This window comes from Planctomycetota bacterium (assembly GCA_039819165.1).
Taxonomy (GTDB): domain Bacteria; phylum Planctomycetota; class Phycisphaerae; order Phycisphaerales; family UBA1924; genus JAHCJI01.
The window spans coordinates 1,172,227-1,184,378 of record JBCBSM010000001.1 but is presented as its reverse complement, the minus strand read 5'-3'; the positions used below and the strand labels follow the sequence as shown (position 1 = coordinate 1,184,378).

At 70.4% G+C, this 12,152-nt stretch carries 13 protein-coding genes; 6 read left to right on the top strand and 7 right to left on the bottom strand.

Annotation, left to right across the window (positions count from 1 at the left end; genetic code table 11):
• Position 1 precedes the first annotated feature (1 nt).
• Positions 2-805: an acyl-ACP--UDP-N-acetylglucosamine O-acyltransferase gene (lpxA, locus tag AAFX79_05200; protein ID MEO1007940.1), complete on the bottom strand. Its 804-nt coding sequence runs from the start codon at positions 803-805 to the stop codon at positions 2-4.
• 50 nt (positions 806-855) lie between these two features.
• Here lpxA and lipB point away from each other — a divergent pair, with 50 nt between their 5' ends.
• The gene (gene lipB, locus AAFX79_05195) at positions 856-1,581 is read left to right on the top strand and encodes a lipoyl(octanoyl) transferase LipB (protein MEO1007939.1); all 726 of its coding nucleotides are present in this window, start codon (positions 856-858) and stop codon (positions 1,579-1,581) included.
• Here lipB and AAFX79_05190 read toward each other — a convergent pair.
• From AAFX79_05190 to queF, 3 genes are read right to left on the bottom strand one after another with little or no spacing between them, the layout of a single operon-like run.
• Positions 1,578-2,291, bottom strand: coding sequence for an LON peptidase substrate-binding domain-containing protein (locus AAFX79_05190; GenBank protein ID MEO1007938.1), 714 nt, complete (start codon positions 2,289-2,291; stop codon positions 1,578-1,580). The genes lipB and AAFX79_05190 overlap by 4 nt on opposite strands.
• Before the next feature lie 56 nt (positions 2,292-2,347).
• Positions 2,348-3,337: an HD domain-containing protein gene (locus tag AAFX79_05185; protein ID MEO1007937.1), complete on the bottom strand. Its 990-nt coding sequence runs from the start codon at positions 3,335-3,337 to the stop codon at positions 2,348-2,350.
• A 47-nt stretch (positions 3,338-3,384) separates the two neighbouring features.
• The gene (gene queF / locus AAFX79_05180; GenBank protein ID MEO1007936.1) at positions 3,385-3,756 is read right to left on the bottom strand and encodes a preQ(1) synthase; all 372 of its coding nucleotides are present in this window, start codon (positions 3,754-3,756) and stop codon (positions 3,385-3,387) included.
• A gap of 171 nt (positions 3,757-3,927) precedes the next feature.
• Between queF and AAFX79_05175 the strand changes: the two genes are divergently transcribed.
• On the top strand, positions 3,928-4,305 hold the full coding sequence (locus tag AAFX79_05175) for a PilZ domain-containing protein (protein MEO1007935.1): 378 nt from the start codon (positions 3,928-3,930) through the stop codon (positions 4,303-4,305).
• Positions 4,306-4,314: 9 nt separating this feature from the next.
• Here AAFX79_05175 and asnB read toward each other — a convergent pair whose 3' ends face one another.
• From asnB to AAFX79_05160, 3 genes are all read right to left on the bottom strand, one after another.
• Positions 4,315-6,105 (bottom strand): asparagine synthase (glutamine-hydrolyzing), encoded by a 1,791-nt coding sequence (gene asnB / locus AAFX79_05170; GenBank protein MEO1007934.1) that lies wholly within the window; start codon positions 6,103-6,105, stop codon positions 4,315-4,317.
• Positions 6,106-6,240: 135 nt separating this feature from the next.
• Positions 6,241-6,561: a hypothetical protein gene (locus AAFX79_05165; protein ID MEO1007933.1), complete on the bottom strand. Its 321-nt coding sequence runs from the start codon at positions 6,559-6,561 to the stop codon at positions 6,241-6,243.
• Between the two features lie 159 nt (positions 6,562-6,720).
• A complete protein-coding gene (locus AAFX79_05160; protein ID MEO1007932.1) occupies positions 6,721-7,122 on the bottom strand; it encodes a hypothetical protein in 402 nt (133 codons plus the stop codon).
• Between the two features lie 48 nt (positions 7,123-7,170).
• Here AAFX79_05160 and AAFX79_05155 point away from each other — a divergent pair, with 48 nt between their 5' ends.
• From AAFX79_05155 to AAFX79_05140, 4 genes are all read left to right on the top strand, one after another.
• On the top strand, positions 7,171-7,902 hold the full coding sequence (locus tag AAFX79_05155) for a hypothetical protein (protein ID MEO1007931.1): 732 nt from the start codon (positions 7,171-7,173) through the stop codon (positions 7,900-7,902).
• A gap of 62 nt (positions 7,903-7,964) precedes the next feature.
• Positions 7,965-9,008: a metalloregulator ArsR/SmtB family transcription factor gene (locus AAFX79_05150; GenBank protein ID MEO1007930.1), complete on the top strand. Its 1,044-nt coding sequence runs from the start codon at positions 7,965-7,967 to the stop codon at positions 9,006-9,008.
• Between the two features lie 58 nt (positions 9,009-9,066).
• On the top strand, positions 9,067-10,557 hold the full coding sequence (gene ahcY / locus AAFX79_05145) for an adenosylhomocysteinase (protein ID MEO1007929.1): 1,491 nt from the start codon (positions 9,067-9,069) through the stop codon (positions 10,555-10,557).
• Positions 10,558-10,738: 181 nt separating this feature from the next.
• Complete coding sequence (locus AAFX79_05140) at positions 10,739-11,992, top strand: GC-type dockerin domain-anchored protein (GenBank protein ID MEO1007928.1); 1,254 nt, start codon at positions 10,739-10,741, stop codon at positions 11,990-11,992.
• The last annotated feature ends 160 nt before the right edge of the window (positions 11,993-12,152 follow it).

Below are 12,152 nucleotides of genomic sequence, written 5' to 3'. Positions count from 1 at the left end.
ATCAACGCCTCCGCGTACTGCGGTCGCGGCCGTGGCAGATGCCCCGCTTGGTGGTCTCGACGAACTCGGCCATCTCGAGCACCATCGGCTCGTCGGCCCCGAGTTCCCGAAGCTTCGCCGCCGCCTCGTCCCGTGGCAGGCTGCGGCGAAGCACCACGCGGAAGGCGTTGCGGACCGCCGCGATGGACTCGGGTGGTGCGCCGGAGCGGCGGAGCCCGACGACGTTGACGGCCGCTATGGTATTGACGCCGTCGACCAGGCAGAACGGCGGCACGTCCATCGAGACCGGCACGCAGCCCGAGATCATCACGAGCCGTCCCACCCGCGTGTGCTGGTGCACAGCGGTGTGGGCGCTCAGGACGGCCCCATCCCCCACGGACCCGTGCCCGCCGACGACCGCGTGGTTGGTCAGGATGACGCGGTTGCCCACCCGCACGTCATGGCCCATGTGGCTGCCGACCATCAGGTAGCAGCCGTCGCCGAGCGTGGTGGGGGTCTCGGTGTTGCTCGCGGCGTGGATGGTCACGTGCTCGCGGAGCACGCAGCCCTCGCCGATCACCACGCCGGCCGTTGGGCTGCCGGGGGCGAACTTGAAGTCCTGGGGGGGCAGCCCGATGGCCGTGCCCGGGTACACGCTCGTGCGCTCGCCGATGGTGGCGGGCCCCTCCACGTAGCAGCCCCCCATCAGCCGCACGCCCGCGGCCAGCGCCACCCTGCCCGACACGACGCAGTGCGGCCCGACGACGGCGTCGTCGTGGATCTCGGCGGCGGGGTCGATGACTGCGCTGGCGTGGATCTCGGGCACGTCGGCCCATAATAGAACCCAACAACGCCGCCGCAACCCTATCGTTTCGCATGCCGCACGCCGCCCACGCCGCGACCCAGGCGGATCGCGCGACGCCGGGCCTCGACGTGGTCGATCTCGGCCGCGCGGCCTACGCCGACGCCTACGAGCACCAGGTCCGCACGCAGCGGGCGCTCATCGAGCGGCGGGGCGAGCCCGCCGAGAGCCTCGGCACGCTCTTCCTCGTCGAGCACGATCCGGTGATCACCGTGTCGCGGAGGCCCAAAGCCGCGGCGCACGTGCTCGCGGCCGACGCCCAGCTGCGGGCGGCGGGCGTCGAGCGGGTGGAGACCGACCGCGGCGGCGACGTGACCTACCACGGCCCGGGGCAGCTCGTGGCCTACCCCATCCTCGATCTGGCGCGCTTCGGCCTGGGGCTGCACGAGTACATGCGGCTGCTCGAGGGCGTGGTCATCGACGCGCTGGCAGCCTTCGGCGTCGGGGGCCATCGAGACCCCGGCGTGACCGGCGTGTGGGTGCGGCGGGGCGACGGCTCGAGCGCCAAGATCGCCGCCATGGGCGTCCGCGTCCGCAAGTGGGTCACGATGCACGGCCTGGCGCTCAACGTCGATCCGGATCTCTCGCACTTCCAGCTCATCGTGCCCTGCGGCCTCGTCGGCCGGAGCGTCACGAGCCTCCGCGAGGTGCTCGGTACAGGCGCGCCGGGCATGGACGACGCGAAGCGCGAGGTCGTTGCTGGATTCGAGCGGGAGCTGGCGGAGCGCTGGCGAAGCTAATTCCAGCTGACGCCCTTGGGCCAGCGCTCGGGCTGCTGCGAGGCCGCGTTGCGGATGAGCCGCTCGAGATCGCCCAGCGCCATCTCGACGATGCGGATCCGCCGGGCGGGATCGGGCTCGGCGAGGAGCTGGTAGCGCAGGTCGGGGTCGGAGAACAGCGAGAAGCACGCCAGCTCGAAGGCGGCGAGGTCGGGGATCTTGCTGTTGCGCAGCCGCTCGACGACCCACGACGCGGTGCGGAGCTGGCTCAGCGGCCACTCGGACAGGTCCTCGGTGAGCTTCTGGCGGGCGGCCTCGAGCGAGGGGTCGTCGCGGTTGGGCAGGCCCAGCGGCTCGAGCATCGCCTGGCGGTACAGCCGATCGCCGTCGGCGGGATCCTCCGAGAGGATCGTGGCGCGGCAGATGCCCTGGAGCAGGATGTTGTACCGGCCGTCGGGCAGCCGCTCGTGCTGCACGACGTGCCCGATGCACACCGCGGGCCGCAGATCGAGTTCGTCGTCCGAGCTGGTGTAACTCGCGATCGAGCTGGTGTCGTAGACGGCCATGGCGATCTGGCCCGAGCCGTCGAGGGCGTCGCCCAGCATCTGGCGGTACCGCGGCTCGAAGATGTGGAAGGGTGCGACCTGCTGGGGCATCAGCGCGACGACGCCCAGCGGGAACACCGGCATGGGCCGGCTGAAGTTGACCTGGATGGCGACCTCATCGCTCATCGGGACGTTCTCACCGGGAAACTCTAGGGTTGGTTCGCCGCGGTCCGGTCGCCGGTTCAGCCGTCGGCGAGAGGATTCGGCCGGTAGATCCGGGTATTCAGCGCCCAGTGCTTCTCGGTAAACGAGCCGCGGAGGTCGGCCGTGCCCGGCTGGTCCCGCTTGGCGGCGACGATGGCCATCTCGGTCTTGGCGTCCAGGTCGTCGAGCATCGAGACGAAGATCGCCTCGGGCGTCGCGGGCACCTTCACCGCGCCGAACTCCGGCTGCCCGTGGTGCGAGATGATGATGTGCTCGAGCACCATGAGCGCCTGCGGCGGCAGGTCGACGCCGGGCTGTAGCGCCTTCTCGCGGAGCAGGATGACGCCGTCGACGATGTGGCCGACCAGCAGCCCGCGGTCGGTGTAGTCGAAGGCGCGGTCGTACATCAGCTCGCGGGTCTTGGCGATGTCGTGCAGGAACAGCCCGAGCAGCACGAGGTCGCGGTCGAGGTGCGGGTAGCGGGGCAGCGTCAGGTCCGCCAGGGTGCAGAGCTGCAGCGTGTGCTCGAGCAACCCGCCCAGGTAGGCGTGGTGCAGCACCTTGGCGGCCGGTGCGGTGCGGAAGGCCGCCATCAGCGGCTCGTCGTCCAGGAACGCACGCGCCAGCCGCTGCGATGCCGGGTGCGACAGCGTGCCGAGCAAGTCGGCCAGCTGTGCGAACATCGTCTCGGGGTCCTGCTTCGAGGCGGGCAGCAGCTCGCGGATCATCTCCTCGTTGGGGTCGAAGGGGTCGACCGACTGGATGATGATCTGCATCTCGCCCTGGTAGGCCTGGGCGTCGCCCTCCACCCACACGAAGCCCTCAACCGGCAGGCGGTTGAAGCCCTGCTCGTCGATCGACCACATCCGCGCGGGTGCCGTGCCCGACTTGTCGGCCAGCAGGCAGCGCAGGTAGAGCTTGTCGGTCCGCGTCTTGCCCAGCTGCGGGTTGATGATCGCGAACGGGCCGCTGACGTGCTCGCCCTCGGCCAGATCGCGGATCAGCGTGCGCGTGGTCGCCGTGGCCATGCGGCCTCCCTTCGAAGCGTGTGCACGAGTGTAGAGCGCCGCGCGGCTCAGCCGGGGGGCACGTCGCCGTGGTCGGCCCGGATCACCGAGCGGATGCCCCCGCGGCCGCGCCATTCGGTGGTGATCCGCATCCAGGCGGGGTCCATCAGCGCGGCGAGGTCGTCGCGGATGCGGTTGGTGACCGCCTCGTAGAAGATGCCCTCGTCGCGGAACGACTGCAGGTAGAGCTTCAGGCTCTTGAGCTCCACGCAGACTCCAGACTGCGCGGCGGTCCGCGGCTGGAAGCGGACCCGCACCACGCCGAAATCGGGGTGGCCGGTCATGGGGCACAGCGAGGTGAACTCCTCGGCCACGTGCTCGACGACGAAGGGCGTGTCGCTTGGCGCGGGGAAGGCCTCCAGCAGGCTGGGGTCGGGCATCGGTGTTCCTAGAACGCCGTGGGGGAGCGATCAAGCGCGGGCACACGCCGCAGCCGGCCCAGACGGCAGGCCCGGCACCACCGGATCGGCAGGCCCGAGCGGGCAAGGGTTTGGCCTAGTGCGCCGGGAGCCGGTGCGATCGCGCGTCGCGGCCGGCCGATGTCCCCGCTCATGCCCGCCGATGCGCTCACGTCCGACCCGATGCCTACGCATGGCCCGCCGTTGCGGGAGGGCGACCGCCGGGAGATCGGCCGGCTGGAGGTCCGACAACTTCGGACGAAGCTTGGCCGAGTGGTGGACATCAGCCCGGGCGGGCTCCGCGTGCGGGGCCTGCCGTGGCCCGCCGTGGCAACCTACGACGAGTTCGAGATCGAGCTGCACGGCCTGCAGGAGGTCGTGCCGGTGACCGTGCGGCTGGTCTGGATCGCGCGGCCCGGCATGCTGACGCGGGAGATAGGGCTGTCGTTCGAGCATCTCAACCCGCACGCCGAGCACGCGCTCTCGGGTCTGTTCGCGGCGTGCCGGCAGGTGCACGGGCGAGCGGCCTAAGGCGGATCACTACCCGAACCACCGCCGCGCCCACAGCGCGACGTTGGCCATGGGCCACGCGAGCCGCCAGTGCGTCGCGGGATCGCCGCGGACCAGCTCCCAGGCTTCGCCGGCGACCACGTCGCGGACGATCGGGTCGCCATCGATGCGCGCGACGAGCGCGGGCAGCCAGCGCTGGAACGGCAGCGGGAAGCTGGCCTTGGGCCTCGAGAGCACCCGCTCGGGAAGGTCGCCCGCGAAGGCCCGCCGCAGCGCGATCTTGGTGCCCTCGTGCGGCGGCCGCGTTGGATCGAAGAGGCATTCCGTGGCTAACGCGTCGGCGTGCGCCCAGACGCGGCGGTCGGCGAAGGGCACGCGGCCCTCGATGCCCGATTGCGAGAGCGTCGAGTCCAGCCGCTGCAGCAGGCCCGTTAGGTTGATGCGGCGGAGGAATCGCATGTGGGCCCGCATCGCCGCGTCGCGGGGCGAGGCCACCGCCGGACCGGGGCGAGCGGCCTCCTCCTCGAACGCGGCGCGGTAGCTCTCGACGAGCCAGGCGTCGCCTTGCACGCGCTGAGCGAGGTGCGGCGCGAGCACGAGCTGCGTGGCCTCGGGCGTCATCCACGCCGCCGACAGCAGATGGTGAAGCCCCGGGTCGCGATCGCCCGCGTCGACGTGGGCCGCGGCCTCGGACAGCGGCCCGTGGTAGCCGCCGAAGAGCTCGTCGGCACCCTCGCCGCTGAGCGTGACGACGTAGCCACGGGCCCGCATGGCGCAGCCCAGGGCGTGGATGGCCGCCTCGTTGGGCGTGCCCACCGGCTGGCCCGTGCGTTCGATCAGGGTCTCGATGCCCCGCACGAAGCCGCCGGCGTCGAGGCGGACCTCGGCGAGCGGCAGGCCCCACTCCTCGGCGAGGCGGCGGGCGTGGGCCGGGTCGGCGTCGTCGTTCTTGCCGCCATCGGCCGCGTCGTCGCCGGCGGTGAACGTCGCGATGCCGTGCTCGTGGCCGCGGGCGATGCCGGTGATGATCGCGCTGTCAAGACCGCCGCTGAGCAGCGAGCACACCGGGGCGTCGGCCCGCAGGTGTGCGCGGACGGAGTCGACCAGCGCCTCCCGCGTCGGCGTCGCCGCATCGGCCTCGGTGCCGAGGCGCCACCCGCGGGACGCGCCGGTGCGGAGGTCGAACTCGAGGACCTCGCCGGGCTGGAGCATCCGGACGCCCTCGAACATCGTGCGGCCGGCGGTCGCGGTTCGGATGGTCGTGAGGTAGGCCGACACGCCCAGCGGATCGATCGCCGGGGAGATGCCGGGGTGGGCGAAGATGGCAGCGACCTCACTGGCGGCCACCAGTTCGCGGCCGCCGTCCGCAAAGCCGTACACCAGCGGCTTGATGCCCAGCGGGTCTCGGGCGAGCACGAGCCGCCGCTCGGCATGGTCGTACGCGGCGATCGCGAACATGCCGCGAATGCGAGAGAGCCCGTCGGGACCCTCGGCCTGCAGCAGCTGCACGATCGTCGCGGTATCGCAGGGCGATCTCGGGGCGGCCGGGCCGAGCGACTCGCGCAGCTCCGCGTCGTTGTAGGCCTCGCCGTTGTACACCAGCGACCAGCGGCCGTCGGCCGAGTGCATGGGCTGGTGGCCGGCATGGCCCGGGGCGATGACCTCGAGCCGCCGCTGCGCGAGCGCGACGCCGTCGGTCCGCCAGAGCCCCTGTCCGTCGGGCCCGCGGTGGGCGAGGGTGTCCCGCATCCGCCGGCCCTGGTTGTCGGTCAGGTCCAGCGGGCGGTCATCGAGCCGCGCGATCGCGAGTATGCCGCACACCGGGGGGATATCGGTCCGCCCGGTACCGGGTGGTGAGCGTTCGCAGGCCGGTGTGCCGCGCCGTCATCACGCCGGCGCCGTCCGAACGACGCGAGTGTGCGGCCGCCAGGCCGCCACGGAGCGCTCAAGAGAGATCTACACCCAGACCTGCACGATGAGGTGGGGGGCCTTGCCGAGATTGTCCGACCACTCGCCGACCTGGGTGGTGACGAGCTTGATCTCGCAGTCCTCGTGCTTCTCGAGCCACTCGTTGATGGATTGGTCGAGGTGCGCGAGCGAATCGCCCTGGAGCTTGCAATGGAAGCTCTTGACGTGGGTGGCGCCGGTGCCGGTCAGCTGGGCGTGCCGCCGCCAGCCGCTCTCGTCCTCGGGCTGGGGGCCCAGCTTGCCGAGCGTGCGGATCTTGGAGTTGCCCGGGCTGGGCTCGGGCGCAACGTTGGGCTGGAAATCGGGCATCGGGACGCATCCCCGGCACCGATGGCCGTCCTCGTCGGCGCCATGCTGTCGGCCCGGCAACCCCACGCGGCCGGGCTGCGCTCCCGCCGACCATGGCGGGAGCGCGAACGGCTCCACAACAGAATACCAGAGTCCTTCGGAATCTCGAAGCGGTTTTGCTCAGCCGGCGTGCGACGCGGGCCGCGAGAACCGCCAGAGGGCCCGGTCGTCGCCGAGCGCGATGCCCCGGAGGGGGCCCTCCAGGCGGTCAAGAGAGATCAAGAGATCGATCTCATGGTCTCCGAGGCCCCGGATCGTGCACTCGCCCGAGGCCACTCGGGAGACCCGGCCGCGGCCGCCCGAGATGGGGCCCTCGTAGTCCAGGTAGCGGCGGCGGTGGTCTGCGAGCCGCTCGGCCCGGAACGCGGGCGGGCCGCGATCGATGCGTTCCTCGACCCGGAAGGTGACAAGAGGCGAGTCGGGATCGGGCTCGGCGGCGAGCATCCAATCGAAGTGGCGGGTGCCGTCGGGCAGGTCGTGCCGCAGCAGGACGGTTGGCAGGCGGATCGGGGGCGAGTTCACGCGGTGTCGCTCGCTTTCGCCGGCGTCGAGCGCCGATAATCGCAGCGTATGCGCAGCACCAACCACCTCCGCGTCGTCGTCGTCCCGTTCCTCATTGCCCTCGGGCTGCTGGCGCCGGCGGGCTGCCAGACCACGCGTTCGGCGGGCGAGATCCGCCAGGCCGCCGAGTCCGCCTACGAGCGGGGCGAGTACGAGCGCTCGCTCGCCGAGTGGGAGGAGTACGCGGTCGTGTACCCCGTGCCGCGGGCGGCCGACCTCGGCCGCGGGCGGGCCCTCCTGGCCCTGGATCGCCCTGCCGAGGCCGAGCCCTTCCTGGAGCGGGTCTACCTGTCCGATCCGCAGGACGAGGAGGTGCTCGAGGTGTACGTTGGGGCGTTGTTCGCATCTCGGCAGTGGGACAAGCTGACCACGCTGCTCCGCCAGCGGACGCAGCAGCCAGGCCGGATCGAGGACTACCTGCGGCTGGGCCGCTACGCCCAGCTCATGGACGATCCCGATGAGGCCGAGCGGGCGTTGCTGTCCGCGGCTCGGATCGACCGCGGGCAGACCCGGGAGCCGCAGTTCGCCCTGGCGGAGTTCTACCACGAACTGGGCGACGACGAGCGGGCCCTCGATAGATACGCCATGGCGCTGTGGTTCGATTATTCGGACCAGCAGATCGCCGAGCGGATCCGCTCGCTGGGCGAAACGCCCGGCCGAACGTTCGTCCAGGCTCCGGCCGAGGCGGTCGAGGAGGGGCTGCTGGCGCCCGGCGCGGCGCCGCCCGACCCGCGACCTTAGCGGATCTCCCGCACGGATTTGCCTTCCGGCGGCGTGCTTCTACACTTCATCCGGATGAATGGATGAAAGCCGCCAACGATCTCCACCAATCCGAGTCCAGCACCGATCTGCGCGACCTTGCAGGCGCGTTATCGGCGATCGCCGACTCGGTGCGGCTGAGGATGCTCCGCGTGCTGGAGTCCGAGGAACTCGCGGTAGGCGAGATCGCCCAAGTGCTGCAGATGCCGCAGTCGACGGTGAGCCGCCGGCTCAAGGGCCTGGCGGACCACGGCTGGGTACAGCGGCGGGCGGCGGGCACCGCCACGCTGTACCGCTGCGTGCCCGATGACCTGCCCGAGGAACTCCGCGGGCTGTGGCTCCGCGTGCGAGCCGCGACCGAGCGGGCGGCGGACGTCGAGGGAGACGCCCGCCGCCTGCGTGCGGTCGTCGCGGAGCGGAAGCCCAGCTCGGCCGCCTTCTTCGGGCGGCTCGGCGCGGGCTGGGACGACGTCAGCCGCGAGCTGTTCGGCGATCGCTACGCCAGCGAGGCGCTGGTTGCGCTGCTGCCCGAGGGGCAGGTCGTGGCCGACATCGGGTGCGGCACGGGGGCATTCGCGGCGGTGCTCGCGCCGGTGAGCGGCGAGGTCATCGCCATCGATCGCGAGCCGGCGATGCTGGAGGCCGCGCGGGAGCGCGTCGGTGCTCGCTCCAACGTGCGGTTTGAGCTGGGATCGGCCGAGGCTCTGCCGCTCGGCGATGCGTCGGTGGACCTGGCCGTGCTGAGCCTGGTGCTGCATCATGCCGACGAGCCGACGCGGGTGCTCGCCGAGGTTGCGCGGATCCTGAGGCCGGGCGGGCGGCTGGTGCTCGTGGACATGCTCGCGCACACGCGCGAGGAGCTGCTCCGCGAGATGGGGCACGCGTGGGCGGGCTTCGAGCGATCGCAGCTTGCGGCGTGGTGCGAGGACGCCGGACTGTGGCTGCGGTCGCACCGGCCGCTGCCGAGCACGCCGGAGGCAAAGGGGCCGGACGTGTTCGCGGCGATCGCGGTGAAGCCTGCGTCGGAGGGTTCGCGCGTGAACGGTGAAGACGGGTACGAGAAGGACACGCAGGATTCGACATCGTGAGCGCGTGGGCGAGCAGCCCGGCGGCTCGATTTCACTTCAGTTCTCAGGAAGGGACAGCATGACGACGCTGACGACGGATATCGCGACGACCGAGCGGGGCCAGCTGCAGTACAAGGTGGCCGATCTTGCGCTGGCCGAGAGCGGCCGCAACGAGATCCGCCTTGCCGAGCAGGAGATGCCCGGGCTCGGGGCGCTGAAGGAGAAGTACGGCACGAGCAAGCCGCTAGCGGGTCTGAAGGTCGCCGGCAGCCTGCACATGACGGTGCAGACGGCGGTGCTGATCGAGACGCTGGCCGAGCTGGGTGCCGACGTGCGGTGGTGCTCGTGCAACATCTTCAGCACGCAGGACAACGCCGCCGCGGCGGTCGTGGTCGGTCGCCCCGAGACGGGCGGCACGCCGGAGAGCCCCAAGGGCATCCCGGTGTTCGCCTGGAAGGGCGAGTCGCTGGCCGAATATTGGTGGTGCACCAGGCAGATGCTGACGTGGCCCGACGGCAGCGGCCCGGACCAGATCGTGGATGATGGCGGCGATGCCACGCTGCTGCTGCTCAAGGGCAAGGAGTTCGAGGATGCGGGCAGCGTGCCGGACTTCAACGAGGGCGTCGAGCCCGAGGAGTACAAGCACATCCTCGAGACGATCCGCAGCACGATCGCCGAGACGCCGGGCTGGTTCCAGAAGGTGGTGCCGGGCATCAAGGGCGTCAGCGAGGAGACGACGACGGGTGTGCATCGGCTGTACCAGTTCGCCGAGAGCGGCACGCTGCCGTTCCCCGCGATCAACGTCAACGACAGCGTGACCAAGAGCAAGTTCGACAACGTCTACGGCTGCCGGCACAGCCTGATCGACGGGCTGAACCGCGCCACGGACGTCATGCTGAGCGGCAAGGTGGCCGTGGTGTTCGGCTACGGCGACGTGGGCAAGGGTTGCGTGCAGAGCCTCAAGGGCCAGGGCTGCCGGGTGATCGTGACCGAGGTCGACCCCATCTGCGCGCTGCAGGCGGCGATGGAGGGCCTCGAGGTGCTGACGATGGAGGATGTCGTCGAGACGGCCGACATCTTCATCACGAGCACGGGCAACAAGGACATCATCACGCTCGAGCACATGAAGCGGATGAAGGACAAGGCGGTGGTGGGCAACATCGGCCACTTCGACAACGAGATCCAGATGGAGAAGCTCGCCCGGGATCCGGACGTCGAGCGTCGGAACATCAAGCCGCAGTACGACGAGTTCTACTTCAAGAGCATGGACAAGAGCATCCTGGTGCTGGCCGAGGGCCGGCTGCTCAATCTCGGCTGCGCGACGGGCCACCCGAGTTTCGTGATGAGCGCCAGCTTCACCAACCAGGTGATCGCGCAGATCGAGCTGCACGAGAACAACGAGGACTACAAGAATAAGGTGTACGTGCTGCCCAAGCACCTCGACGAGATGGTTGCTCGGCTGCACCTCGACAAGCTGGGCGTCAAGCTGACCAAGCTCAGCCAGGAGCAGGCCGAGTACATCGGTGTGCCGGTGGAGGGGCCGTACAAGCCCGAGCACTACCGATACTAGACTCATGGGGCTTTGACCCGGGCGATGCTCCGGGATCGGATCGCGATCGGGGCCGCGTGTTGCACGCGGTCTTTTTTTGCCGCGTTCATCGGAACACTGCTGTTGCGACCGGGATTTGCACGCTTTCCGTGTTGGTGGGTGGCACCAGCGGCCAGGAGTGCCCGGCGGGGCGGGAGCGACGATGATGAACGAGTGCGTGGAATCGGATCTGGTCGGAGCGCGGCGGGGTGTCGGGGGATGGCGGCGTACGGTCGCCGGCGGCGTGGTGCTCACGGTCGCGATGGCGGCGCCCGGTCAGGTGCCGGCGTTCGACGTCATTTCCTCGAGTCCGGGCTTCGGCGACGGCAACGACGCGGTGCTGCGCTTCAGCGGCGTGGACGGCTCGTTCATCGAGGTGTTCGCCGATTTCGACAGCAGCACGCTGTTCGACCCGCGGGACGTGGTGATGCGGGGTCCGTTCGGCGACGCGGACGCCAACATCTTCGTGAACACGGGCACGAACGAGGTGTTCGAGTACACGCCGTCGGGTGGATTCGTGGGTGTCTTCAGCGTGCTGACGACGTCGGCGGGCACGGGCGGCACGCCCCTGCCGCCGAGCCAGGGGCCGGGCGGCGGCGTGTGGGGGCCCGGGGGCAACTTCTTCATAGGGTCGCGGGACGACGGCACGGTGATCGAGATCGACGGGGCCGACGGCATGCAGATCGGGCCGGTGTTCGACCCCGTGGCGGCCGACATCGAGTTCCCGCGGGGATTCGTGTTCCTGCCCGACGGCGACCTGGTGATCGGCAACGGGGCCCTCGCGCCGAGCGCCGGCGGCACGGGCGGCGGCACGCTGCTGCGGATCGATGGTGACACGGGCGCGATCACGACGCTGGTCGACAACACGACCGACCCTGCGCCGGGTGCCGTGATCGACGCGGATCTCAGCCCGCTGGACGTGATCCTGAGTCCGGACGCGACGCAGATCGTGCTATCCAGCGAGGCGCCGTTCGGCGATCCCGATGCCGTGACCTCCGTGCGGACCTACGACCCCGACACCGGCGAACTGCTTGCGGTGTTCGACCCGGGCATCGATCCGGATACGGGCGAGCGCTTCCTGCTCGCGCCGCGGGGGATGGGCTTCGGACCCGATGGCCTGCTCTACGTCTCGAGCACGGGAGCCGACACGATCGTGCGGTTCGATCCGGCGACGGGCGAACTGGTGGACAAGTTCATCGCGTTCCCGGGGCTGAGCGGGCAGGCGCTCGAGTTCGTGCTCGTGTGCGCGTCGGTGGCCGACGTTGATGGGGATGGCGCGCTGTCGGCGGCGGACTTTGCCGATTTCTCCGCCGCCTTCGATGCGGGCGATGCCGCCGCCGATCTGGACGGCGACGGCGAGCTGACGATCTTCGATTTCCTGGCGTTTGGCAACGCGTTCGCGGCGGGCTGTCGCTAGTCCGATGGATATGTCGACCTGTCTTGTGGCCGTAGGGCAGCCAGATGGACGTGAGCAGGTCGGCCTTGCCCTCGGCGAGCGCGGGGAAGAGGTCGGTGTGGATGCCGTCGAGGTACTCGACCTCGAAGCGGACCTCCTCCGCGATCACTTCTACGAACGC